This is a genomic window from Photobacterium sp. BZF1 (assembly GCF_014349205.1).
Taxonomy (GTDB): domain Bacteria; phylum Pseudomonadota; class Gammaproteobacteria; order Enterobacterales; family Vibrionaceae; genus Photobacterium.
Map to the genome: position 1 here is coordinate 1 of NZ_JACSOF010000003.1, position 23945 is coordinate 23945.

A 23945-nucleotide genomic window follows, 5' to 3' on the forward strand; every position below is an offset into this window, starting at 1 on the left:
GAACACCCTTGCATAGGCTAACGGTTCTCGCTCGACTGAGCCCGTAGAGGACTTTCACCTCCTAGGTTGACACCATGCTCGGCGCACCATAAAAAAAGCGAGGGCCTTGGCTCTCGCTTTTTTGTATACCAAACAAATAGTGCTGTTAAATAAACTGTTAACCCGCTTGGTATTATCTCGAATCTGAAAAGATAGCGATTCTATCAAAGTACTAGAACAGTTATGTTTTCAGGTTTTTGATACCGTGTTATGACTTCACAACGGTAATGGTCACGTTACGGCGACCCCAGTTCCTTGCGGCTTGAACATCTTGGCCCATGTAGATATCTATCTTGTTGCGCCATCGTTTGTTCATCTTATCCAGTACCACATACTCACCCGGTAGTCCGGAGATTTTCACTATCGTACCGCGCTTGAACCCTCGGTTGAGTAGATCGCGGGAAACCGCAATGGCTTTCATTCCAGGTTTGAGCCTATCTCCCCATGCTGCAATCGTGGGATTGGAGTTGGTCTGGGCCCGAACCGAATTATATGCCGTTGCACTTACCTTATATGACTTTCCCTGGATAGCGGCCGTTGCCGGCGCTACCCAGCTCATCGTGATTACCGCTAAAAAAAGTGCCAGTACTGCTTTTTTCATTTATTCCTCCAGGTGACAGAATTGCTCGCATTTTAAACAGATCATGCCTTACCTGGATAGCTTTTTTTGCCGCAAAACTGAACAAATTAAGTCAATTAATCCTAACTATTTGTTTGTACTAGCTGGTTGCAGGAAAATATTTTTTTGCCATTGATAAGCGAAAATTACCGCCAACCCTACCCCGCGCATTGCCATGAACCCGAGCATCGCTCCCCATAGCGCATGGTTACCAAAACCTGATAGCAACCACCAAATAATGAAATAACAACAGGTTGCGACAAACATACTGTTGCGCATCTCGCGCCCCCGGGTTGCCCCGATGAAGATACCATCTAGCAAAAAGCACCACATAGCCACCAGCGGTACTGCTGCCAACCATGGCAGGTACTGGGCAGCCTCTTGATGCACAGCCGGGATATCAGAAATCAGGGCAATGATATCTCGTCCGAAAAAGGCGAACGCCAGCGTCAGAATCAAGGAAATCACCAAGCTCCAGAATGTGGTACCTACCAGGCTACGGCCAAGCTCGTCGCGGTTGCGGGCACCAATGGCTTTGCCGACCATCGCTTCCATGGCATAGGCAAACCCATCCATTGCGTAGGAGACCAGCATAAGAAAGCTCATCAGCACCGCATTGGCAGCGACCACATTATCGCCCAATGTCGCGCCCTGGAATGTCATGAATGTGAAAGTTAATTGCAGGCATAGGCTACGCAGGAAGATATCCCGGTTGAGCTTGAGCAGACGGCCTACCCCCCGGCGAGCACTGCCTAGCTTGCTGCGCAAGGCCGGCAGGGCATGGCCGAGCCACTGGCGGGACACAAACCACAATCCGAGTACCAAGCCACTGTATTCAGCCAGTACCGATGCCGCAGCCGCCCCCTGCACTTTCCAACCAAAACCAAGGACAAACAATACATCCAAGCTAATGTTGACGATATTGGTGACGATCAACAGCCACATCGGCAACTTGGCATTCTGGGTACCAAGCAGCCACCCCATGATGACGAAGTTCGCCAAGGCGGCCGGTGCGCCCCAGATCCGGATAGAGAAATACTGCTCGGCATAGGTTTTTACTTCATCGCTCGCAGAGCTGAAATGGAAGATCAGATCAGCAACCGGTTGGTGGAGTACAACCAGTACCAGGGCCATCAGCCAAGCCAATGCTAACCCTTGGATAAAGACGGTCGCCTGCGCGTCGCGATCCGATGCCCCATAGGCCTGTGCGCTAAGACCGGTTGTTGCCATCCGCAAGAAGCCCAGTAGCCAGAAGGTCACATTGATCATGGTCCCGCCTACCGCAACCCCTCCTAGATACCAAGCGTGTTCGAGGTGCCCTATAACAGCCGCATCCACCAAACCCAACAAGGGAACCGTAATATTCGACAGCACCATAGGTAGGGCCAAGGCAAACACCTGGCGGTGTAAGTTTCTATCTCGCAACGCTTGCAGCACAACAACCTCAATTCTTAATATCCGACCCGCGATTATCATTGCTCTAGCCGCAAATAAAAAGCCCCCGTGGACAGAATCCACAGGGGCCACCCCCAGTCTGCAGAATGGGAATATTCTTCTACACCCCCGAGACTATGCCCGAAAGTGATTACGTCTTATACCAGCAAGGCTGCCAACCAGTGATCGGCCAGCAACACCACAAACAGCGCCAGCAAATGCCAGATCGAATACTTGAAGGTGGCCCAAGCATGGCCCGGCTCATCGGCAAACTTGAGCTTCACCGCGTATCCGATAAAACCAAGGTTGAGCACGCTGCTTCCGGCAAGATACAACCAACCGCTCATTCCGGTTAACCAAGGGAGCAAACCCACCAGAGCCAGCATCAATGTATAAAGCAGCACCATGGTCTTGGTGTAGCCAATGCCATGGGTGACCGGCAGCATTGGGATCCCCGCCTTGGCATAATCATCACGGCGATGGATAGCCAGCGCCCAGAAATGGGGTGGCGTCCAGGTAAAGACCAACATCACCAACAGCAAGGCATGGGAGTGAAGTTCACCGGTCACTGCTGTCCAGCCTAGCAGGGGTGGCGCCGCCCCGGCAAGGCCACCGATCACAATATTTTGCGGTGTGGCATGCTTGAGCCATACGGTGTACACCAGGGCATAGCCAATAAGACTGGCAAACGTCAGCCATGCGGTCAGGGCATTGAGTTGCCACAGCACCACAAACCCCGCAACCATCAGCACACAGGCAAAAATAACGGCTTTGTGGGTTTCGACCCGTCCTTTGGCCAACGGGCGATGGTAGGTCCTCGCCATTTTGGCATCAAAGCGGCGGTCCAATACATGGTTGAACGCTGCTGCCGCTGCTGATTGCAAGCCGATCCCAACCAAACCAAACACAACGGCCTTGAGCGGCGGGATCCCAGGGACCGCCAGACACATCCCAACCAAAGCTGTTAGCAACAGCATGGCAACTACTTTGGGCTTGGTCATGGTCAAATAGTCCTGCCACACCCTTCCTGATGACAGGGGCTTGTAACCCCCTTTTGCTACAACCTGACTCTTTGCCATACCCAGGCCCTCCTTTGGCTAATCCACACGCCTTTTCATCCGCTTGCCTATCAACTTCCCGTCCGGGAGGCGATTCGATTGGGATAGCGACCTGACTGCCGCATCCGGTATACCTGCATGTTCACCGCCACCAGCGATAACAGCAATAGAACCCCTGTCACGTTATGCGCCACCGCCACAGATAACGGCAGGCTGGCGACGACATTGGTAATGCCGAGGCTGATCTGCCCGGCCAAAAGCGCTACCATCAATACCGTAACGCCCCGCAGTGCCCTTTGCCGCCACAATAGGCAGGCCAGCATAACCAGTACCAACGCCGTGACGATTGCCCCGATCCTATGGGTAACATGAATCGTGACCCGTTGCTGGTAATCCAGCACCCCGTACTGGTAGGTATCGTGCTCTGGCTGGATCAGGGCAAAAGCCGAGGTATCGAAACTCTGCCGCCAATCCACTTCGCACAACGGCAGTTGGGTACAGACCACCGCCGCATAGTTTGCTGCGGTCCAGCCGCCTAATGCGATCTGTCCCACAACAACCAGCAACCCGAACAACGCAAATGCCTGCAGCCCAGTACTGGTACCTATGGCTGAGGGATGGGCAGGCTCCCTGCCTAACCTCAACCACAGCAGGAACAATAGCGATGCCGTAGTAAACCCGCCCAGCAAATGGCCCATCACCACGACAGGCATCAGCACCATCGTCACCGTCCACATACCAAGCAATGCCTGGAAGATAACCGTCGCGAGCAACAAGGTTGGTAGCCCTTTAGGGCGAGATGGTTTACGCCACGCCATGATGTTGAGTGCCAAAATCATCAAGCCCAACGTACCGGCAACGTAACGGTGTAGCATCTCATTCCAAGCCTTGTCGGCTTCGAACGGCGCATCGGGAAACCGGGAGGCTGCCAGTGCCTGTTGGCTTTCCCCTTTCGGCACCCCGGCAAAACCATAACACCCCGGCCAGTCAGGGCACCCCAGACCGGCTTCGGTCAGCCGGGTATAGGCCCCGAGGGCAATCACACACAATGACAAGGCAAACGTCACAGCTACCCAGAGACGGAAATTATCTTTTTTCATCACACGCTCTCCCTAGCCGATCTTCGAAATCTTCAGCAACCGCTTGAGATCCCTCAGCACATCCTTACCCTGCGCCAGCACCGCGACCTTCCCTTTGACCAAGGGGTAGGCCATCATCACGTTGCCGAGGGGATCGGCAATATAGATAGCCTTGGCACCGTACTCCAGAGTTTTGAGCTGACTGACAACGTATTCTGGCACCTGACGCAGCTCGATACCGGATACCTGCTTTTTCACTTCACCAGGTTGTTCATCGAGCGTATCGCCATCTATGAGCAGGACACTGCCTAGCCTATCTTGCTCGGCACCGACAGCCTGAGGTACCTGGCGGAGATTGAACAAGGCTCCCTGGCACAACTCATCACACTGTTCTGGTAGCAAATAGATCAATTGCCACTGGCGGCTTTCACCCAACCACTCCGAGGCAAGCGGTGACTCCAACAACTCACCACGGTTAGTCACCCCACCTTGGTACCAGTTTAAATCAAGCACCATTTTGGCCAGAATGACCGGCAAGGCGAAGGCGCCGAAAAGTAGTAGCAACGTTCCCTGTTTCTTCATGGTTTACTCCGTCTTAACCACCAAAAAGCGAGTCCAGATACTGCCAGCGCCATCAAAAACCACTGCAGGGCGTAGGCATAATGTTTTTGCGGCCCCATGACCACCGGGATCCAAGTCTGATTGAGCGCCAGCGGACTATCCGGGTCAATCTGCAATACCCAAGAGGGAAGGGTCAAATCCATGTGGTTGGCCAAATCCACCATGCTGATATTCTGCACCCTGAGAGGATACCCTTGGCCCATCACCTCCGGCGCTAATTCCAGCAATGCCGAGGGTGGAGCAATAATACCGCTCACCATTACCTCACCATGGTGCTCCGGCAGAACAGGAATTTGATCTCGGTAAGTTGGGGCCGCTATCCAACCCAAATTCACCAAGACCCAACCTTCATCAACCGCAAAGGGGTACAGCACGTGGTAACCCGGCCGGCCCTGGTAAAGTTGGTTATCCAGCAATACCGCCTTGCTGTGGTCAAACTCCCCTCGCAGGGTCAGGCTGTACCAGCGTGGATCGGAGGGTAGGCTCGCCAAGCTGTAGTACATCTGCTCGCTGCGAAATTTGAGGGCATGGCCGAGGCTTTCTTTTTCCTGAGCACGGGTCATTTGCCAAAAACCCAACTTGACCAATGTCGCCAGTACCGCCACAGTAAAAAGAATAAAACCTATCCGACGCATGATTCACCCAGTCCTGACCGGAGACCTCTATGTTGCTGAAAGCCCTGATTGTTTGCCTGTTGATCTTTATCGTGCTGAACCTGTTCCGAGCCCTACCTGTTATGCTAAAAGGCAAGCAGGGCCAACCCATGTCACGCCATCTCGGGCGCCGGGTGTTGTTCTCCGTCTTCCTATTCGCCCTGCTATTAATTGCGCTAGCTAGCGGCTACATCACACCGAACCCAAGGCCATACTAGGGGCCTTGTGAGCCCCCTAGCCTCTAGCCTCTAGCCTCTAGCCTCTAGCCTTACAAGATATACACGAACACAAATAGCCCTAGCCACACCACATCAACAAAGTGCCAATACCAAGCGCCGGCCTGGAAGGCAAAATGCTTCTCTGGGGTAAAATGGCCCCGCAAAACACGCAACCAGACGATGAACAGAATGATGGTTCCCAGGGTGACATGCAGGCCATGGAACCCTGTCAGCATAAAGAAGGTGTTACCGTAGATACCGGCATCAAGGGTCAGCCCCATATCTTCATAAGCATGGACATACTCGACACCCTGTAGGTAGATAAACAGCGAACCAAGCAGCACCGTCAATAGCAAAAACAGTTTGAGTTTAGGTCGGTTATCCTGCTCCAATGCCGTGTGGGCAATATGGACAGTGACCGAAGAAGCCAGCAGGATCAATGTGTTATAAAGCGGCAACCCAATCGGCCCCATAGCAGTGGTTTCTGCCCCGCCGGGCGTCATGACCAAAGGCCACTGGGCGATAAAATCCGGCCATAGCACTTCATGGGTCATGGCATTGTTGCCAGCACCGCCAAGCCATGGCACCGCAATCATCCGGGCGTAGAACAGTGCGCCGAAGAAGGCCACAAAGAACATCACCTCGGAGAAGATGAACCAACTCATCCCCTGACGGAACGAGCGGTCCATCTGACGGCTATACAGCCCTGCCATCGACTCGCTGATCACATCGCGGAACCAGCCCACCAACATGATCAGCAGCAAGCCAACTCCGGACAGCAAAATCCAAGGCCCCTGACCACCAAAGAGATCCCCGACTGTCGCCCCTGCCCCCATCGCGATGAGGAACAGGGCAATCGCACCTACAATCGGCCAGGCACTGGCTTCAGGCACATAATAATTCTCGTGTGGAGGTGTCACAGACTGATCATGTTCAGAGTAAGGATTCGCCATCATTCAACCTCATTGCGTTTGAGCCGGCGCATCCGGCTGGGCGTTGTAAAGGGTATAGGCTAGGGTCAGGGTGTTGATGTCCTCTGGTAATTCCGGATCGACATAGAAAATCAGAGGCAAACTGGCTGTTTCGCCCGCTGCCAATGGCTGGCGGTTGAAACAGAAGCATTCGATTTTGTTGAGGTAGCGGGCCCCTTGGCCCGGGCTGACCGAAGGCACAGCTTGGCCGACGGTCTCATTCCCGGTCAGGTTCTTGGCCTTGTAGGTAATGGTGTGGGTCTGGCCGGGGTTGACCACCAAAGTTTTGACCTCCGGCTCAAACGTCCACTGCACGCCAGGGTTGATATACGAGACAAACTCCACCGTCACCTCACGGCTGGTATCCACCCGCTCGCTGGCAGCTGCCTGGGTATCGGAAGTTTTACCATTGATACCGGTAATATCGCAGAACACATCGTACAAAGGTACCAAAGCAAACGCGAAGCCGAACATCGCCACCGCCATCAGGGTCAGGGACCAGATAGAGCGCTGTTTTTTCTTGCCAGGCTCCATGGTTCCCGGCACTTCAGGTCGCTTGTCAGGTTCTTGGTCAAACTGGGGCTTGTCCATCGCCATCTCTCCACTTTAATCCACTTTAGGCGGGGTCGAGAATGTGTGGTGCGGTGCAGGTGAGGCCACCGTCCACTCCAAGCCTTCGGCACCATCCCAAGGCTTGGCTGCCGCTTTCTCGCCACCGCGAACACACTTCACTACCACCGCAAGGAAGATCAACTGGGACAACCCAAACAGGAACCCACCGATACTCACCACCGCATTGATGTCGGCAAACTGCAGCGCATAATCGGGGATCCGGCGTGGCATCCCCGCCAGGCCAAGGAAGTGCATCGGGAAAAATAGGATATTGACTGAAATGATCGAGCACCAGAAATGCCACTTAGCCAACTTCTCGTCGAACATATGGCCGGTCCATTTCGGCAACCAGTAATAGGCGGCTGCCATGATAGAGAAGATAGCCCCAGACACCAGGACATAGTGGAAGTGTGCGACCACAAAGTAAGTGTCATGGTACTGGAAGTCCGCCGGTGTGATTGCCAGCATCAGCCCGGAAAAACCACCGATGGTAAACAAGACGATAAAGGCAATCGCGAACAGCATTGGTACTTCGAAAGTCAGTGACCCGCGCCACATTGTCGCCACCCAGTTGAACACCTTAACCCCGGTCGGTACCGATATCAGCATGGTGCAATACATGAAGAACAGCTCTGCGGCGACCGGCATCCCTGTGGTGAACATATGGTGGGCCCATACCAAGAAGCTCAAACCGGCAATCGAGGCGGTGGCATACACCATTGAGCTGTAGCCGAACAGCTTCTTGCGCGAAAAGGCTGGGACAATCGCCGAAATGATACCGAAACTCGGTAAAATCATAATGTACACTTCGGGGTGTCCAAAGAACCAAAAGATGTGCTGGAACATCACAGGATCGCCCCCGCCGGCAGCATCGAAGAAGCTGGTGCCGAAGTACTTGTCAGTCAGCACCATGGTCACCGCCCCGGCCAATACCGGCATCACAGCGATCAGTAGGAAGGCAGTGATCAGCCAAGTCCAGACGAATAGCGGCATCTTCATGTAGGTCATACCGGGTGCACGCATATTGACGATGGTGACTATGACGTTAATCGCCCCCATTATCGAGCTGATCCCCATGATATGGATGGCGAAGACAAACAGGCCAGTACTTTCTGGGCTGTACGTCGTCGATAGAGGCGCATAGAAAGTCCAGCCGAAGTTAGGGCCACCGCCTTCCATGAACAATGAAGCCAACAACATGGCAAAGGCAAAAGGCAGGATCCAGAAACTCCAGTTGTTCATCCGCGGCAGCGCCATATCCGGCGCGCCGATCATCAAAGGTACCATCCAGTTGGCGAGGCCAGTAAAAGCTGGCATAACCGCCCCGAACACCATGATAAGCCCATGAACCGTGGTCATCTGGTTGAAGAAATTCGGCTCGACCAACTGCAGGCCAGGCTGGAACAACTCGGCCCGTATCACCATCGCCATCGCCCCACCAATCAAGAACATGGCAAAGCTGAACATCAGGTACAGTGAGCCAATATCCTTGTGGTTGGTCGTGAACAACCAGCGTTTGAGACCGGTCTGGTGGTGCTCGTGATGCTCATGCTGCTCGGTCTGGGTTTCCTCGACCTCGGTCTGCTCACGCAACATATCCGTCATCGTCACTCTCTCCCCTATAGCTCCTGACCGTCCATCACAGCCTGCACTTCGGCAGCCTGCACGGTGTCTCCGGTATTGTTATCCCAAGCGTTGCGTTCATAAGTGATCACTGCCGCCAGCTCCTTGAGGCTCAGCTGCGGACCAAAGGCCTGCATTGCCGTTCCCTGTTTGCCATGAACAACAATACTGATGTGTTCAAGCTTGGCGTTTGGGTCAACCGACAGCCCCTGGCCGGCGAGTCCAGGGAAAGCACCCGGGATCCCCTGGCCATTGGCCTGATGACACATAGCACAGCGGGTGTTGTAGACCTGCTCACCCAAAGTCATCAACTCATCCATATCCATCTGCATGGAAAGCAGGCGTTGCTCTTCTTCACGTGCCTGCTGCTGGGCGACTTTGGTGGCCTGCAGCCACTCTTCATATTCCGCCTGCGGTTTGGCAATCACCACCACGGGCATAAAGCCGTGGTCCTTGCCACACAGTTCGGCACATTGGCCACGGTAGATACCCGGCTCGTCTATACGGGTCCAGGCTTCATTGATAAACCCGGGGTTGGCATCTTTTTTCACGGCAAAATCCGGCACCCACCAAGAGTGGATGACATCCTGGGACGTGATCAGGAAGCGAACTTTTTTGCCGATAGGCAATACAAGCGGCCTATCCACTTCTAGCAGGTAGTTACTGCGCTTTTCACGTTCATTGGCAATTTGGGCTGGGCTGGTTGCCAGCAAAGAAAAGAATTCGACATCCTCGCCGAAATAGCTGTAGTGCCATTTCCATTGCGAACCGGTTACCTGAATCGTCATGTCGGCCTGAGAGGTATCTTCCATTGCCAACAAGGTCTTGGTGGCAGGGACAGCCATGATAATGAGGATAACGAACGGGATCACCGTCCAGAGGATTTCCACTTTGGTACTTTCATGGAAGGAAGCTGCAACGGCCCCTTTGGATTTGCGGTGATGGATGATAGACCAGAACATCACCCCGAAAACCACCAGCCCGATCACTACACATATGTAGAAAATCGTCATGTGGAGATCAAACACCCGCTGACTGACCTCGGTCACTCCCTGGGTCATATTCAGTGGCATGGGTTGAACTTCTGCCTGTGCTGGCACAGCCAGCAAAACAAACAGACAGCACATCAGACGGCGAATCATCACCCGGCTCCCTCCTATCCTTTTCCTATCAAATACCCCCGCGAACACAAAATAGCTCATGGGGACAGCGCAAAATGATTAGAGTCTTCCCTGCAGACGCTGTGGATGATTTGTCATCCACAGTTACACGGTTAACAGTTTGTTTACATTTTAACTTAGGACAGGATCGTGAGATTACGCAAAAAAATAGAAAGGAAAAGTAGAGAAAAAATCCAAGCTGGCATATTGCATGCTAGGTAGAAATAGGAAGTGCGTAGCAGCAAACCTATGCCAGCTGTGGGATTTACAGATGAATATGCAGTAGTACCGGCAACATACGGAATTTCAATCCGGGGATACGGGCTAACCAGCGTTGCCAGTTTTGCCACCGCGAACAGGCGCTGTCCATCGGGCTATAACGCCCCACTGCCGTTGCCCACGGCAGCCATTGCAACAACTTTCGCTGCGGGTCACGCAAAGCATGACCAAAGGGTTTTCCGACCCCCATTTTGCTCGCCAGTGGTGACTGGCACAAATCACCGGCGACCACCAAGCACAGCTCAAAGCGGCCAAAGTGACAAGCCAAAGACTGGACAACATGGGCCAACTCCACCTCATTCGAAGCCAACAACGCGCCATCGCACAACACCATCACCGGTGCACCCGACATCGGAGGTAAGGCTTGCAACCAGGACAAATCTGACGTGGAGCCTGGCAACATTCGGTAGCGCTCGCTGCGATGGAATAGACGTTGGCGCCACAGCAGGTTCTCACCCACATCGATATCAAACCAACGGCAACGGCCATTATCGACCCGGTAAAAACGGGTATCTAACCCACTCCCCAGGTTGACGATCCGTCCATCGGGGTGACGTCGGAGGAAGTGCTGGATTTGGCGGTCACAGATGAGTGTGAGGCTGGCATGTAGCAATTGCTGCTGGGAGACATTGCCTTTGAGGCATTCTGGTTTGAGGCTGCACTGGGTACAGGCGGCAGCGGCGACAGGATCATAAATTAGACGATCATCAGCCAGGCTTTCACGGCTACGAAGCCACAGCGGCTGGAGCAATTCGGCGGGAATATCATGGCGGACGGACTCTGTCATTATCATCTCCTTCTGATAAAGAGATGATAATGACTATCATTACCGCTTGTAAAGTGGTAATGAAGATATTTTAAGCGGTGCGGTTACATCCAGTCAGTATTGCGGATCACCCCAACGGCGATACCTTCAATCGACAGGTGCTGGGTGTTGAGGTCGACCACGATAGGGGCAAACTCCTCGTTCTCGGCATGCAGCAGGACCTGCGCACCCTTACGCTCGAGACGTTTGACTGTCACATCGTCTTCAACCCGGGCCACGACCACCTGGCCGTTGCGGACATCTTGGGTTTTGTGCACAGCGAGCAAATCGCCGTCCATGATCCCGATATCCTTCATACTCATACCGTTGACCCGCAGCAGGAAGTCAGCACGCGGCTTGAACAGCGCCGGATCCACTTCATAGTGGGTTTCAACATGCTCCTGGGCCAGAATTGGCTCACCGGCAGCAACCTGACCGATCAGCGGCAAGCCGCTTTCTTCACCATCATTGCTGGCAATAAGGCGGATCCCACGCGAGGCGCCAGGAATAATTTCAATCACTTCTTTACGGGCCAGTGCCTTGAGGTGCTCTTCGGCAGCATTGGCTGAGCGGAAGCCGAGTTCACGGGCTATTTCAGCACGTGTTGGCGGCATTCCAGTATCTTCAATTTTTGCTTTGATCAAATCAAAGACTTCTTGTTGGCGCGGCGTTAACGGCTTCATAACTCACCCTGTCTTTTTATACAGTTCACTGTGAGTATATCCAGTGTTCTGCCGCTTGAAAAGGTTATTGTTTAGGAAAACAACAATTTTGGCGTAAATTCACCAACTGGGCTTCTTTCCTGTAAGCCCCCATTTCTAATACCTAAAAGGGATAGCAAAGACGGTATGTAAATCAATAAAAATGTCATATAACGGCAAGTCTGTGCTATTTCGCTGCTTATAACTGGTTTTTTTCTGCTATCCTTGCCACGCATTAAGAATTCGAGGCTAGTAAAAGATATGTCAAGTTGGCAGAAAATCTATCAAAAAATACTGGATTTGCCGCTTTCTCTGCTGGTTAAAACCCACTCAATCCCCTCCGATCCCGTTGCAGACCTGGAACTGGATTTGGAACGCCCGATTGTTTACATCCTGCCGTTCCGCTCAAACACAGATTTGATGACGCTGCGCAGCAGCACCCTGAAACTTGGGCTGCCTGATCCGCTGTCGCCGCTAGAGCTCAACGGGCAGCAGTTTGTCCGCTATGTCTACATTTCCGATGGCCCAAGTGTCTTCGGTGACAAGACCAAGCTACCGCAAGAATCGATTGATTTGTTCACTGCCCTGCTTGAACACCACAAGCAAGACAGCGAACTGGATATCCAAGTAGTCCCAGCGTCTATCCTGTGGGGTCGCAAACCTGGCAAGGAAGAGAACCACAGACCGGTACTGCGTCCGCTCAATGGGCCAGAGAAGTTCTTTACCATTCTCGGCCATGGCCGTGACTGTATGGTACGCCTAAGCCCGGCAGTGTCCCTGCGTTACATGGCGGATCACCACGGTACTGACGACTCTATTGCCAACAAACTGGCAAGGGTGGCGCGTATCCACTTCTCACGCCAGCAGCTGGCTGCATCCGGCCCCAAACTGCCGGACCGCCAGGTACTGTTCAACCGCCTGTTAAACTCCAAAGCGATTGAGAAAGTGGTGGCAGAAGAAGCGGCAAGCCGTGATGTACCGATCGAGAAAGTGCGCAAAGAAGCTGTCGATATGATGGAAGAAATTGCTGCCGATTTCTCCTACTCGCTGATCAAGCGTGGTGACCGCTTCCTTGGCTGGCTGTGGAACAAGCTCTACCAAGGGTTGAATATCCACAATGCCAAGCAGGTACGTAAACTGGCCCAAGATGGCCATGAGATTGTCTACGTACCATGCCACCGTAGCCACATGGACTACCTACTGCTGTCATACGTGCTTTACCAGGAAGGCTTGGTACCACCGCATATTGCCGCTGGTATCAACCTGAACTTCTTCCCGGCCGGGCCTATCTTCCGCCGTGGGGGCGCGTTCTTTATCCGCCGTAGCTTCAAGGGCAACCGCCTGTACTCGACCGTATTCCGTGAATACCTAGCCGAGCTGTTTGCCAAAGGCTACTCGGTGGAATACTTCAGTGAAGGTGGCCGCTCACGTACTGGCCGTTTGTTACCGGCCAAAACCGGTATGCTGTCGATGACCATCCAGGCCATGCTGCGCGGACTCAACCGCCCAGTCACCCTGGTACCGGTTTATATCGGCTACGAGCACGTTATGGAAGTGGCAACCTACGCCAAAGAGCTACGCGGGAAACGCAAAGAGAAAGAGAACGTTGGTCAGGTGATCCGTACCCTGCGCAAACTGCGCAACCTCGGCCAGGGCTACGTCAACTTCGGCGAACCGATCCCACTCAACCACTACCTTAACGAACATGTTCCTGAGTGGCACAAAGATATCGACCCTATCGAGCCCCAGCGCCCACAATGGCTGAACCCGGTTGTTAACGATCTGGCTGTGAAGATGATGACCCACATCAACGATGCGGCGGCAACCAATGCCCTGACCCTTTGTGGTGTGGCGCTGCTTGCAGCCCGCCAACGCGCTTTAAGCCGCGAGGATCTGGAGCAGCAGATCGACTGCTACCTGCAGTTGCTACGCAATGTGCCTTACTCGCAGCAGTTCACCGTGCCGGACGAAGATGCCAAGGCCATGGTCAAACATGCCCTTGAGATGGACAAGTTCGTGGTCGAGCGTGATAGCCTGGGGGAAATGGTGTCATTGAACCGCCAGCAGGCGATCCTGATGACCTACTACCGCAACAACATCATCCACCTGTTCGCGATGCCATCGCTGATCGCCAATATCGTCATCCACCACCAGACCCTGACTGTGGCCGAGATTGTCGAGCAGGTCAGCCGCCTGTACCCATTCCTACAGGCCGAACTCTTCCTGCGCTTTAACAAAGAAGAGCTGGAATCGGTGATTGAAGCCCAGGTCGACGAGCTTGTTCGCCAGCGCTTGGTACTACGCGACGGCGATACGATTACGCTCAACAGCGCCCGTATCGGCCCGCTCCACCTATTGGCCCGCACCATCTCGGAAACCCTGCAGCGTTATGCCATTGCCCTGACCCTGCTCAACTCCGAGCCGCAGCTGATGAAGAGCGATCTCGAGCAGCAGAGCCAGATGATGGCCCAGCGCCTAAGCCGCCTACACGGTATCAATGCACCTGAGTTCTTCGACAAAGGGGTGTTTGCAACACTTGTGAAAACCCTGCGCAGCGAAGGCTACCTCAACGAAGAGTGCCACGCGGTATCGCAACCGGTCGAGCAACTTGCCGAACAGCTTGCAGCCTTGGTATCACCGGAAGTGAAGCTGACCATCCAAGCGGTAATGAACCGCGAAGACCGGGGCGAAGAAACAGAAACCGAGGCCTAATCGCACCAGCGACCTCACTGAAAAGGGCTGCCAAATGGCAGCCTTTTTTATCCTCACAAGATAGCAGTCAATGTTAGGGATGCCCTCATCTTTAATGTAATTGACAAGTTTATCCACCAGCCACTGTGCATGATAAGTCCAATTAAAGCAGCAAGTTAAATCCACACTCCTTTGCGAACATTATAATTTCAAACAAGTTAGCAAAGGAGTGTGGAATGTTATCAAAGACCTATGCACTAACCCAAAGCAATAAAAAAGCGCCGTTTGCGGCGCTTTTCGATAACCAGATGGATATGGTTTAAGTCGTCTGGCTAAGCCAAATAGGTACTAATAGCAATACCAACGCAGATCAACATACCGACGTAGTTATTGTTCAAGAAAGCCTTGAAGCAAGGTTCACGCTCGCGGCCACGGATCAGCATTTGCTGGTAAACAAACAGCGACGAAGCCAACAGTAAGCACCAGTAATACACCTGCGACATCCCCTCAATCGCCCCGACCGCTATCAGCAAGATCAGAGTACCGAGCTGAAGTAGGCCAATGATCATCTTGTCGAAACGGCCAAACAAAATCGCTGTCGACTTAATCCCCACCTTGACGTCATCGTCACGGTCGACCATGGCGTACTGGGTGTCATAGGCGATAGTCCAGAGGATATTGGCGACAAACAGCAGCCATGCCACCGTAGGCAGTTCACCCGCCTGGGCCGCATAGGCCATCGGGATCGACCAGCCAAACGCCATTCCCAATACCAACTGCGGCAGGTGGGTATAACGTTTCATGAAAGGGTAAGCCGCAGCCAAAATCACCGCCACCACCGACAGCATGATGGTCAGGGTGTTCATTGTCAGCACGAGCAGAAATGACACCAGCACCAACAACCCGAACAAGGCCAGCGCCTCGCGCTCCGAGACCTTCCCCGAAGGCATAGGCCGTTGGGCGGTACGTTTGACATGGCCATCGAAATTACGGTCGGCAAAATCATTAATCACACAACCTGCCGCCCGCATGAAAATCACACCCAGGACAAATACCAGCATCACATGAGGGTTGGGCATCCCTTCGGCGGCCAAAAACAACGCCCACAGCGTTGGCCACAACAGCAACAGGCTACCAATAGGGCGATCGAAGCGCGCCAGTTGCCAGAACGCTTTCATCTTGGTCATTTCCAACTTAGGGTCTCCTTATAAATCGGTGCTTCCTGCAAAAACAACTCTGCTACTAACAGCGGTTTGTCATTAAGCCACAACCGCGAGCGCCTAGCCCAAATCGGTTGGTTTTCGGTTCCGACATTCGCGACCACCAGCGCATCACGGCGCGCACTGCGATCGGTAAACACCCGGAACCCAAGTGGCATTTCCCCCAGTTGTGCCAAATCCTGCTCTTGGCCTGTCAGGGTGGTCATCGGGATCAGGGTCCTGGCAAATACCCATGGTACCCCATCTCCCTTCAGTACCACCTTGCGCAGCAGGCAGTCAACATCACCGATCAAGGCACGCTCGTCGTCAGTCAACCGCTCACGGCTGATCTGCCCTTGCTCTTCCAGGGACACGGTAAATGCCCGGCAATGGCGCTCGAACCGACGCGACAAGGAGTCCAACTCCAACAACCAATGCCCAAACTCAGTCCCTTCAATGACTGTTTGTTCCGGTGCCAGCCAATGGGCACTATCTAGCAAGGGCTTGTACAACTGTTTGAATTTCGACATCTTTCCAACAAAATCTCTACCCAATCGCCAGCTAGGGCTTGGTAGATCAAGGTTAATTTATTACCATGAAGAAACACTATTGTAGCAAGCTGTAACCAGTACGAATATCGTTACGATCGAAAGAAACTCATTTGCAGCCATAAAAACCAATAACTCTATGAGCATCATAATGAAATTGACTTTACCTGGATTACTTTTCCTGTTGGCGAGCTTTTTAGTGCCAATGTCAGCCCAAGCCAATGACGGCGCACCGGCCAACCCGCAATATACCTATTACACCCTGGCTCCAGATATCACCACCAACTATGTCACCCAGGGCAAGAAAATCGGTTACCTGCGCCTGCAGGTTGATCTCATGGTGGCAGACCCTTCCCTCATCCCGGAAGTCGAACACCATGCCCCGCTGATCCGCGATGCCATCATCAGCATTATCGGCCAGCAGTCCGAAGCCCAGGTCAAATCCCTGGCTGGGCGCGAGGAAATCCGCCAGGCCTGCCTCAACAAAGTGAACGAATTGCTGCTGATCGAGACCAACAAGCGACTGCTCACCGAGCTGTTGTTTACCAAGTACCTCTATCAATAAACTGATACCTTCCAGATACAACAAAGGCGCCCTAGGCGCCTTTGTATTAATCAACGGGTGTTAACTAACTATCCCAATCAAGCCGCGCTCTCATGGCCTGCTTGCCAGTTGGTGGTGTACTCAGCCACTTGCTGCTGTTGTTCCTGGTTAAGGTACAAACCCAACTTGCTGCGGCGCCACAGTACATCTTCAGCCTGCTGGACAAACTCGTAGCGCAGCAGGTATTCCAACTCCTTAGCATAGAAACCAGCCCCAAAATGCTGCCCCATGTCGGCCTCGCAGCTAATACCAGCCAAAATATCTTCGCTGCGGTTACCATAGTTGGTCGCCATACGCTCTGCCGCGACCGCTTCCAACCATGGGAACCGCTGCTGCAATTTCGCCGCATGTACCTTGGCATCAAAACCGGCCTCGCCACCTGGCAGGTAGGCGTCCGCCGTCCACGGCTGGGCCATTTGTGGGAAAAACGGTGCCAGCTTGGCCATCGCTGTCTCGGCCAACTTGCGGTAGGTCGTCAGCTTGCCGCCAAAAATAGACAATAGCGGGGCTTGGTTGCCTTCCTGCTCCAACTCCAACGTGTAGTCACGGGTGATGGCCTGTGGCGAATCAGACTCATCGTCACACAGTGGGCGGACACCACTGTAGGTCCATACCACATCGTCACGGTTTAGCTTATTGACGAAGTGGTTGTTATAGACATTCAGCAAGTAGCCGATCTCATTTTCATCAATCGCTACTTCACGCGGATCGCCTTTGTACTCGACATCGGTAGTACCAATAATAGAGAAACGATCTAGGTACGGGATCACGAACACAATGCGGTTGTCTTCGTTCTGTAGGATATAGGCCTGCTCTTCGCCATGAACCCGCGGGACCACAATGTGCGAGCCTTTAATCAAGCGGATATTACGTGGTGACGGCAGCGCCAGACTTTTATCGTAAAAGGCTTTTACCCACGGCCCCGCCGCATTGACCAATGCATGGCAGCGACGCTCAAACACCTCACCGGTCACGGTATTGCGAACCGTCACACGCCATAGGTCACCGTCACGCTCGGCAGCTTCGACCGAACAGCGGTTACGCACTTCACCACCACGCTGGGCCACTTCCATCGCATTGAGGATCACCAAACGCGCATCATCCACCCAGCAATCGGAGTATTCAAAACCCTTGGTAATTTCCGGTACCAATACCGAGTCGGTACCAAATTTCAGGCCGCAACTTGCCGGCAGTGTGGTGCGCTTGCCAAGGTGGTCATATAAGAACAAGCCGGCGCGGATCATCCATGCCGGGCGCAAATGTGGACGGTGCGGCAGGCGAAAGCGCATTGGACGAGCAATATGAGGAATTTTTTTCAGCAGCACTTCCCGCTCAGCCAGCGCTTCACCAACCAAACGAAACTCATAGTGTTCAAGGTAGCGCAGTCCGCCATGGATCAGCTTCGAGCTGGCCGATGATGTCGCCGAGGCAAAATCCTGAGCCTCATACAAACCTACCTTCAAGCCACGGCCAGCCGCATCAGCAGCAATACCTGCCCCGTTGATACCGCCTCCGACGACGATTAGATCCAATACTTCGTTATTTGCTGCCATATCACCACCTCTGCTACCGACTTTCGTTTTGATGTTCCAATTCGCGCATAAATGTTCGCTTACGCGCATAATAGACAATAAATTGATTGAGATCATCATTATTATGCTCGAATGTTTAAGTAATTATGATCGAACTGGCATTTTTGCGAAAAAAAAGCGGGCTGCTAAGGTAGCAGCCCGCTCGTTTGAACAAGGGAAATGGCCTATAAGCCTATGACACGGAAGGATTACTGAATAATTTCAATATGTGTTTCATGCTCAGCCAGTCGCTTGCCGAGCTCTTCCGGTGGCGTCTGGTCGGTAAATAGCATGTCGATCTGGCTGATGTCCCCCAGGTTGACCATGGCATTGCGGCCGAACTTGGTATGGTCGACACCAAGCATGACACAACGGCTGTTCTCGATAATAGCCTGCTTGACCCGTACTTCATGGTAGTCAAAATCAAGCAATGAGCCATCAAGATCAATGCCGCTGATCCCCAAGATGCCAAAATCGAGGCGGAATTGGGAAATAAAGTCCAGGGTCGCTTCACCCACAATCCCGCCATCGCGGTTACGGACTTCGCCGCCAGCCAAAATCACCCGGAAATCATCTTTACCGGTCAAGATGCTCGCGACATTGAGGTTATTAGTCACGATACGCAAGTCATTATGGTCAAGCAGCGCACGGGCTACGGCTTCAGGGGTGGTACCGATATCAATGAACAGCGTCGCCCCATCCGGGATATGGGCAACCATGGCCTGGGCAATGTTATCTTTCTCGGCCAGTTGCATCACCTTACGGGTGCTGTAGGAAGTGTTGACCGAGCTCGATGGGATAGTCGCCCCACCGTGATGACGACGGATTTTGTTGTCTTCCGCCAGTTCATTGAGATCCCGTCGGATTGTCTGCGGGCTGACATTGAACCGTTCAACCAAGTCATCGGTGCTGACATAGCCCTGGGTTTTGACGAGATCAATAATTTCCTGGTGACGTTTACTCTGCTTCACGACTGACGCGGCTCCCTTTCGCTGTGGCCTGGTACCCTAACAAGCACTCTTATGAAATCGATATCATTAAGGCAAGAATAGCTTGTAAAACAACAAGGCTCCGCCCAATGCGAAGCCTTGTCATATTACCTAGGGTCTAATCAAGATGCCAATGATGGCGCTCCCAATCATGCATTTTGTGCTTGCTGACCCGCTTCTTTCTCACGGTGCAGACGGCTTTCACCAATCAATGCCAATGTCAGGAAGAAGATTGATAAGCCACATGATGCTGTCAGCACCATAAAGCCACCATCCCAACCGAAGTGGTCAACGGTGTAGCCTAGGATAGCATTGGCCGCGACCGCACCACCTAAGTAACCAAACAGGCCAGTCAGGCCAGCTGCGGTACCAGCCGCTTTCTTAGGTGCCAGTTCAAGCGCGTAAAGGCCGATTAGCATTACCGGGCCATAGATCAGGAAGCCGATAGCAACCAGTGCTGCCATATCAACCCCCGGGTTACCGGCAGGGTTGAACCAGTAAACCAATACCGCCACCGTTACCAACGCCATGAACAGGATACCTGCCGGCGCACGACGGCCCTTGAAGAATTTATCCGACATCCAGCCACACAGCAGGGTACCCGGGATACCGGCCCACTCATACAGGAAGTAAGCCCAAGACGACTTATCAACGGTGAAGTCTTTCACTTCGCTTAGGTAAACCGGTGCCCAGTCCAGTACCCCGTAGCGGATCAGGTAAACAAAGGCATTCGCCACCGCGATGAACCACAATAGTTTGTTGTTGAAGACGTACTTGAAGAAGATCTCTTTTGCCGTCATCTCTTTTTCATGAGAGGCATCGTAGGTATCCGGATAGTCATCCTTGTGCTCTTCGATAGAAGGCAGGCCACACGACTGAGGCGTATCACGCATTACCAGCAAGGTGAATGCCGCTACCAGCAAGGCAAAGAATGCCGGCACGTAGAACGCTGCCCTCCAGTCATCGTTGAATGCCCACAAGCCAAGCAGGAACATCGGACCGATCAGGCCGCCACCAACGTTATGGGCAACGTTCCAGACCGATACAACCTCACCCCTCTCCTTGCGCGACCACCAGTGCACCATGGTCCGGCCACAGGCAGGCCAGCCCATACCCTGGAACCAGCCGTTCAGGAACAATAGGATAAACATGGCTGCAATACTGCCCGTTGCCCATGGCATAAAGCCAAAGCACAGCATGACAATGGCCGACATACTCAAACCTGCCGCGAGGAAGTAACGCGGGTTAGAGCGGTCAGACACGCTGCCCATCAGGAATTTAGATAAGCCGTAGGCGATAGAGACCGCAGCGAGGGCAACACCCAGGTCACCGCGGCTGTAACCGTATTCCTCGATAAGATAAGGCATTGCCAGGCTGAAATTTTTTCGCACAAGGTAGTAGCCAGCGTAGCCAATGAAAATACCGGCAAACAACTGCCAACGCAGGCGCTGGTAGGTGGAGTCAACCTTGCCATCGGGCAGACGCTCCCGATGCATAGCCGGTTTGAAAATACCAAACATAGAATGTTCCTTTTTATAGTGTTTTTGCGATGGTATGGGTACAAACGAGTACAAGACGAGCGAAAGTAATCAATAACGCTCAAGGTATGCAAATTATTGCTCTAATGAAGGTAAGAAAATGTGAATAGTGTCAAATAGGTAGATTAAATCGCTGGATGGGCAATAAAAAGCAGGGGATTTTATCGGAACTACGAGCCAAACTGAGATATCAACAAAAAAGGTGAACATCCGAATTGGGATGTTCACCTCTTTTTCGAGTCAAATTCGGCCTATCGGCGCAGTTTGGCGTCCACCCAACCAAGGGCGCAGCCACTGAGCAGGCCAAAAAGATGCGCCATATTGGCTACCGACATGCCCAGTACATCGGCAAAACCCAATACCAACCACACCAGCATGAACACGACATAAGGCTTGGGGATCGACAAACCGCGGTTAGGTGCCAGCCAACCCATCCACCAGATGTACCCCAGCAAGGCATAGACGACACCGGACAAGCCGCCGAAATTCGGACCGTGGAACCAAAACTGGGCAAAACCGGAAACCAGCGCCGAGATGAGGAACACCTGCAGCAGTTTAGCACTGCCACTGTGCCTTTCCAGCTGCCCGCCGAGGATCCACCACCACAGGCAGTTGAACACCACATGCAGGGTCGAGAAATGGATCAGCGCATGGGAGAAGAAACGCCACAGCTGCCACTCATCGCCATCCATCACGGGGAAGTGCATCAGGCTAAAGACGGGCTGCTGCATCCCGAGTAGCCACAGCAGGTAGATCACGATAGATACCGCCATCACCAGCAGGGTGAATGGCCCAGCCTGGGCGCGAACCAAGCCCAGCAAACTCGGGCTGCGGTAAGTAAACTTGGCGGTCCGGGTCTCCGCAACCTCCCATGAGGCTGCCTGGTACTTGCGGTCAGACGGATTGGACAGGAACTGGTTGAGCTCAGCCTCTGCCTCCACCAAATGCTGCCCGTCTTCGAGCCATAAGGCAAACAGGCCTTCCGGCTCAGGGGCCATCACCAGCGAAATACCTCGCGAGGCCATGTAGTCAATAAACGCCTGCGCCTGGCGAGGGTTGTTCAATCCGGCTAAGCGGTGCATATCGGTCTCCACATGAAGGGCTTGGCGGCAATATCAGGTCGATATACCAAGCATGTCCTGCCCTCCCCGCCAGGATTGACCTAAATCAGGCCATCTGGACGCAAGGGTATGCGTTGCGCTTCCAGGCTTCAAACCCACCATCGAGGCTGTAGACACAGTCGAAGCCTTGGTGGATAAGATATTGGGCAGCCCCTTGGCTACTGATACCGTGATAGCACATCACAATCACAGGTTGCTCGAAATCAACCTCATCCATAAACGCCACCATTGTATCATTAGTTAGGTGAAACGCGCCTTCAGGATGACTCAAGGCATATGACTGGGGATCGCGGATATCAACCAGTACCGCCTCACTGTCCTCTTGGGTGAGCATGGTATAAGCCTGCTCAGCCGAAATATGTTCAAATTGATCCATAAATTACGCCGACTCTTATAATGATTGATCAACAGGCAGGATCGCCCTACCCGATAAAACGTGACGATCGTCCGTTTTGGTCAAAACCGTCACGCGCCGTCTTGTCTCGCCATTGTAACCGATCAAGTTACTCACAACCCCATCGAAAAAATAAGGTTAACCGCCAAGGCCAAAAATCAAGCAAAGCCGCGTCACGCAAGGGCTGGCAACTTACCTTTAAAATCCCCAAGGCCTCTTCTGATCAAAACACCACCAGCTGTGGAAAAAACTGTGAATTGCGTTGATAATGTGTTTCGCGAAATTTGGATCCACTATATGTAGATCGGATCATGTAAAAACCTGTGGATAAATCTGTTTCAACTTCACATTTTTACTTTGTTTTGTGATCTATCCCTCAGATTTTAAGCACAAAAAAACCAGCCTTTGGCTGGTTTTCTCATTATGCGATTTGTGGATAGTTTACCGAGGATCCTCAGGCAAAATCACCCACCGCTTCTTTAAGCTTTTTCATCGCATTTTTCTCTAGCTGGCGGATCCGCTCGGCAGATACCTGATAGTGTTCAGCTAGCTCTTGCAAGGTCGCCTTGTTGTCTTCCAGCCAGCGCGAACGCACAATGTGCTGGCTTCGGTCATCGAGGCTAGACAGGGCATTCGACAGGCGGTTGTTGGCGTGGGTTTCCCAATTGTTTTCCTCAACGCTCAGAGCAACGTCTGACGATTTATCCTCAAGGTAATACGCAGGCGCGCTGTAGCTGGCTTCACGATCATCGTCTTCGGTCGGCATTTCAAATGCCGGATCCTGTGCAGCTAGGCGGGATTCCATCTCGCGGACTTCATTTGCCTCTACACCCAACTGATCAGCGACCATCTGCACTTCGTCATTATTGAACCAGCCAAGGCGTTTTTTCGCCTTACGCAGGTTGAAGAACAGTTTGCGCTGGGCCTTGGTCGTCGCCACTTTGACGATACGCCAGTTACGCAGGACGTACTCATGGATCTCAGCTTTGATCCAGTGGACAGCGAAAGAAACCAAACGGACGCCTACTTCAGGGTTGAAGCGCTTGACCGCTTTCATCAAGCCAATGTTACCTTCCTGAACCAGATCAGCCATTGGCAAGCCGTAGCCTGAATAGCCACGAGCAATGTGAACAACAAAGCGCAGATGGGACATGACCAATGCCTTTGCCGCATTGAGATCACCATCAAAATGAAGACGCTCAGCTAACTCGCGCTCCTGCTCCGCCGACAGCATAGGATAGCTGTTGACGCTCTGGACATAGCTATCCAGACTATCTGCAGTGACTAGAGCCATTGAAGTCATCTCTTGTGCCATTCAACAAACCTCGTTTATTTTTTGTACCAATGCGAAATTGCATGAACCGACAATGATGCCTGTAAAATAGGCCTCATTGCAAGCAAGCCGCGTAATTTACCCT

The 23945-nt window shown here is 52.8% G+C and carries 23 protein-coding genes; 3 read left to right on the plus strand and 20 right to left on the minus strand.

From position 1 onward, the window contains the following. Nucleotides 1–247 precede the first annotated feature (247 nt). From BIZ37_RS01025 to BIZ37_RS01050, 6 genes are all read right to left on the minus strand, one after another. Nucleotides 248–640 carry a 3D domain-containing protein gene (locus BIZ37_RS01025; RefSeq protein ID WP_107298943.1) on the minus strand — a complete coding sequence of 131 codons (393 nt, stop codon included), beginning with the start codon at nt 638–640 and terminating at the stop codon, nt 248–250. A gap of 105 nt (nt 641–745) precedes the next feature. Continuing rightward, nucleotides 746–2095: an MATE family efflux transporter DinF gene (dinF, locus tag BIZ37_RS01030; protein ID WP_187460001.1), complete on the minus strand. Its 1350-nt coding sequence runs from the start codon at nt 2093–2095 to the stop codon at nt 746–748. 155 nt (nt 2096–2250) lie between these two features. After that, nucleotides 2251–3171: a heme o synthase gene (gene cyoE / locus BIZ37_RS01035; RefSeq protein ID WP_107298941.1), complete on the minus strand. Its 921-nt coding sequence runs from the start codon at nt 3169–3171 to the stop codon at nt 2251–2253. A gap of 50 nt (nt 3172–3221) precedes the next feature. After that, nucleotides 3222–4250, minus strand: coding sequence for a heme A synthase (locus BIZ37_RS01040; RefSeq protein ID WP_187459949.1), 1029 nt, complete (start codon nt 4248–4250; stop codon nt 3222–3224). Between the two features lie 12 nt (nt 4251–4262). After that, complete coding sequence (locus BIZ37_RS01045) at nt 4263–4811, minus strand: cytochrome oxidase (RefSeq protein ID WP_187459950.1); 549 nt, start codon at nt 4809–4811, stop codon at nt 4263–4265. Continuing rightward, nucleotides 4808–5485 (minus strand): SURF1 family protein, encoded by a 678-nt coding sequence (locus BIZ37_RS01050; protein WP_187459951.1) that lies wholly within the window; start codon nt 5483–5485, stop codon nt 4808–4810. Before BIZ37_RS01050 ends, BIZ37_RS01045 begins: the two co-directional genes overlap by 4 nt. Nucleotides 5486–5514: 29 nt before the next feature. Between BIZ37_RS01050 and BIZ37_RS01055 the strand changes: the two genes are divergently transcribed. After that, nucleotides 5515–5721, plus strand: coding sequence for a DUF2909 domain-containing protein (locus BIZ37_RS01055; RefSeq protein WP_187459952.1), 207 nt, complete (start codon nt 5515–5517; stop codon nt 5719–5721). Nucleotides 5722–5771: 50 nt separating this feature from the next. On the opposite strand, the gene BIZ37_RS01060 is transcribed toward BIZ37_RS01055, so the two are convergent. From BIZ37_RS01060 to lexA, 6 genes are all read right to left on the minus strand, one after another. After that, nucleotides 5772–6674 carry a cytochrome c oxidase subunit 3 gene (locus BIZ37_RS01060; protein WP_187460002.1) on the minus strand — a complete coding sequence of 301 codons (903 nt, stop codon included), beginning with the start codon at nt 6672–6674 and terminating at the stop codon, nt 5772–5774. Between the two features lie 9 nt (nt 6675–6683). After that, the gene (locus BIZ37_RS01065; protein WP_107299085.1) at nt 6684–7226 is read right to left on the minus strand and encodes a cytochrome c oxidase assembly protein; all 543 of its coding nucleotides are present in this window, start codon (nt 7224–7226) and stop codon (nt 6684–6686) included. 72 nt (nt 7227–7298) lie between these two features. Next, on the minus strand, nt 7299–8909 hold the full coding sequence (gene ctaD, locus BIZ37_RS01070; protein WP_107298937.1) for a cytochrome c oxidase subunit I: 1611 nt from the start codon (nt 8907–8909) through the stop codon (nt 7299–7301). Between the two features lie 14 nt (nt 8910–8923). Further along, the gene (gene coxB, locus BIZ37_RS01075) at nt 8924–10069 is read right to left on the minus strand and encodes a cytochrome c oxidase subunit II (protein WP_187459953.1); all 1146 of its coding nucleotides are present in this window, start codon (nt 10067–10069) and stop codon (nt 8924–8926) included. A gap of 283 nt (nt 10070–10352) precedes the next feature. Further along, nucleotides 10353–11153 (minus strand): class I SAM-dependent methyltransferase, encoded by an 801-nt coding sequence (locus tag BIZ37_RS01080; RefSeq protein ID WP_187459954.1) that lies wholly within the window; start codon nt 11151–11153, stop codon nt 10353–10355. Nucleotides 11154–11236: 83 nt separating this feature from the next. Then, on the minus strand, nt 11237–11854 hold the full coding sequence (gene lexA / locus BIZ37_RS01085) for a transcriptional repressor LexA (protein ID WP_107298934.1): 618 nt from the start codon (nt 11852–11854) through the stop codon (nt 11237–11239). A 279-nt stretch (nt 11855–12133) separates the two neighbouring features. On the opposite strand from lexA, the gene plsB reads away from it, so the two are divergent. Further along, nucleotides 12134–14584, plus strand: coding sequence for a glycerol-3-phosphate 1-O-acyltransferase PlsB (gene plsB / locus BIZ37_RS01090; protein WP_187459955.1), 2451 nt, complete (start codon nt 12134–12136; stop codon nt 14582–14584). Nucleotides 14585–14895: 311 nt separating this feature from the next. Here the strand turns inward: plsB and ubiA are convergent, their stop codons facing one another. Both ubiA and BIZ37_RS01100 read right to left on the minus strand, forming a co-directional pair. Then, on the minus strand, nt 14896–15750 hold the full coding sequence (ubiA, locus tag BIZ37_RS01095; RefSeq protein WP_107298932.1) for a 4-hydroxybenzoate octaprenyltransferase: 855 nt from the start codon (nt 15748–15750) through the stop codon (nt 14896–14898). Continuing rightward, nucleotides 15747–16292 (minus strand): chorismate lyase, encoded by a 546-nt coding sequence (locus BIZ37_RS01100; protein ID WP_187459956.1) that lies wholly within the window; start codon nt 16290–16292, stop codon nt 15747–15749. Before BIZ37_RS01100 ends, ubiA begins: the two co-directional genes overlap by 4 nt. Nucleotides 16293–16461: 169 nt before the next feature. Here BIZ37_RS01100 and BIZ37_RS01105 point away from each other — a divergent pair, with 169 nt between their 5' ends. Beyond that, nucleotides 16462–16875, plus strand: a complete 414-nt coding sequence (locus tag BIZ37_RS01105) for a flagellar basal body-associated protein FliL (RefSeq protein WP_187459957.1) — start codon at nt 16462–16464, stop codon at nt 16873–16875. Nucleotides 16876–16952: 77 nt separating this feature from the next. Here BIZ37_RS01105 and glpD read toward each other — a convergent pair whose 3' ends face one another. The 6 genes from glpD to rpoH all read right to left on the minus strand — a co-directional run bounded on the left by glpD (nt 16953) and on the right by rpoH (nt 23842). Then, the gene (glpD, locus tag BIZ37_RS01110) at nt 16953–18467 is read right to left on the minus strand and encodes a glycerol-3-phosphate dehydrogenase (RefSeq protein WP_187459958.1); all 1515 of its coding nucleotides are present in this window, start codon (nt 18465–18467) and stop codon (nt 16953–16955) included. A gap of 227 nt (nt 18468–18694) precedes the next feature. Further along, entirely contained in the window at nt 18695–19456 is a 762-nt protein-coding gene (locus BIZ37_RS01115) for a DeoR/GlpR family transcriptional regulator (RefSeq protein WP_107298928.1), read from the minus strand. 167 nt (nt 19457–19623) lie between these two features. Beyond that, complete coding sequence (glpT, locus tag BIZ37_RS01120; protein WP_187459959.1) at nt 19624–20994, minus strand: glycerol-3-phosphate transporter; 1371 nt, start codon at nt 20992–20994, stop codon at nt 19624–19626. 269 nt (nt 20995–21263) lie between these two features. Continuing rightward, nucleotides 21264–22094: a rhomboid family intramembrane serine protease GlpG gene (gene glpG / locus BIZ37_RS01125; RefSeq protein WP_187459960.1), complete on the minus strand. Its 831-nt coding sequence runs from the start codon at nt 22092–22094 to the stop codon at nt 21264–21266. Between the two features lie 85 nt (nt 22095–22179). After that, nucleotides 22180–22509 (minus strand): thiosulfate sulfurtransferase GlpE, encoded by a 330-nt coding sequence (gene glpE / locus BIZ37_RS01130; protein WP_107298925.1) that lies wholly within the window; start codon nt 22507–22509, stop codon nt 22180–22182. Nucleotides 22510–22981: 472 nt separating this feature from the next. Next, entirely contained in the window at nt 22982–23842 is an 861-nt protein-coding gene (gene rpoH, locus BIZ37_RS01135; protein WP_107298924.1) for an RNA polymerase sigma factor RpoH, read from the minus strand. Nucleotides 23843–23945 lie beyond the last annotated feature (103 nt).

What these genes read in the sequence shown, in the direction of transcription:
- BIZ37_RS01025 (WP_107298943.1), bottom strand. Translation starts at nt 640, where the DNA reads ATGAAAAAAGCAGTACTGGCACTTTTTTTAGCGGTAATCACGATGAGC.
- cyoE (WP_107298941.1), bottom strand. Translation starts at nt 3,171, where the DNA reads ATGGCAAAGAGTCAGGTTGTAGCAAAAGGGGGTTACAAGCCCCTGTCA.
- BIZ37_RS01040 (WP_187459949.1), bottom strand. Translation starts at nt 4,250, where the DNA reads ATGAAAAAAGATAATTTCCGTCTCTGGGTAGCTGTGACGTTTGCCTTG.
- BIZ37_RS01045 (WP_187459950.1), bottom strand. Translation starts at nt 4,811, where the DNA reads ATGAAGAAACAGGGAACGTTGCTACTACTTTTCGGCGCCTTCGCCTTG.
- BIZ37_RS01050 (WP_187459951.1), bottom strand. Translation starts at nt 5,485, where the DNA reads ATGCGTCGGATAGGTTTTATTCTTTTTACTGTGGCGGTACTGGCGACA.
- BIZ37_RS01055 (WP_187459952.1), top strand. Translation starts at nt 5,515, where the DNA reads ATGTTGCTGAAAGCCCTGATTGTTTGCCTGTTGATCTTTATCGTGCTG.
- BIZ37_RS01060 (WP_187460002.1), bottom strand. Translation starts at nt 6,674, where the DNA reads ATGGCGAATCCTTACTCTGAACATGATCAGTCTGTGACACCTCCACAC.
- BIZ37_RS01065 (WP_107299085.1), bottom strand. Translation starts at nt 7,226, where the DNA reads ATGGAGCCTGGCAAGAAAAAACAGCGCTCTATCTGGTCCCTGACCCTG.
- ctaD (WP_107298937.1), bottom strand. Translation starts at nt 8,909, where the DNA reads ATGACGGATATGTTGCGTGAGCAGACCGAGGTCGAGGAAACCCAGACC.
- coxB (WP_187459953.1), bottom strand. Translation starts at nt 10,069, where the DNA reads ATGATTCGCCGTCTGATGTGCTGTCTGTTTGTTTTGCTGGCTGTGCCA.
- BIZ37_RS01080 (WP_187459954.1), bottom strand. Translation starts at nt 11,153, where the DNA reads ATGACAGAGTCCGTCCGCCATGATATTCCCGCCGAATTGCTCCAGCCG.
- lexA (WP_107298934.1), bottom strand. Translation starts at nt 11,854, where the DNA reads ATGAAGCCGTTAACGCCGCGCCAACAAGAAGTCTTTGATTTGATCAAA.
- plsB (WP_187459955.1), top strand. Translation starts at nt 12,134, where the DNA reads ATGTCAAGTTGGCAGAAAATCTATCAAAAAATACTGGATTTGCCGCTT.
- ubiA (WP_107298932.1), bottom strand. Translation starts at nt 15,750, where the DNA reads ATGACCAAGATGAAAGCGTTCTGGCAACTGGCGCGCTTCGATCGCCCT.
- BIZ37_RS01100 (WP_187459956.1), bottom strand. Translation starts at nt 16,292, where the DNA reads ATGTCGAAATTCAAACAGTTGTACAAGCCCTTGCTAGATAGTGCCCAT.
- BIZ37_RS01105 (WP_187459957.1), top strand. Translation starts at nt 16,462, where the DNA reads ATGAAATTGACTTTACCTGGATTACTTTTCCTGTTGGCGAGCTTTTTA.
- glpD (WP_187459958.1), bottom strand. Translation starts at nt 18,467, where the DNA reads ATGGCAGCAAATAACGAAGTATTGGATCTAATCGTCGTCGGAGGCGGT.
- glpT (WP_187459959.1), bottom strand. Translation starts at nt 20,994, where the DNA reads ATGTTTGGTATTTTCAAACCGGCTATGCATCGGGAGCGTCTGCCCGAT.
- glpG (WP_187459960.1), bottom strand. Translation starts at nt 22,094, where the DNA reads ATGCACCGCTTAGCCGGATTGAACAACCCTCGCCAGGCGCAGGCGTTT.
- glpE (WP_107298925.1), bottom strand. Translation starts at nt 22,509, where the DNA reads ATGGATCAATTTGAACATATTTCGGCTGAGCAGGCTTATACCATGCTC.
- rpoH (WP_107298924.1), bottom strand. Translation starts at nt 23,842, where the DNA reads ATGGCACAAGAGATGACTTCAATGGCTCTAGTCACTGCAGATAGTCTG.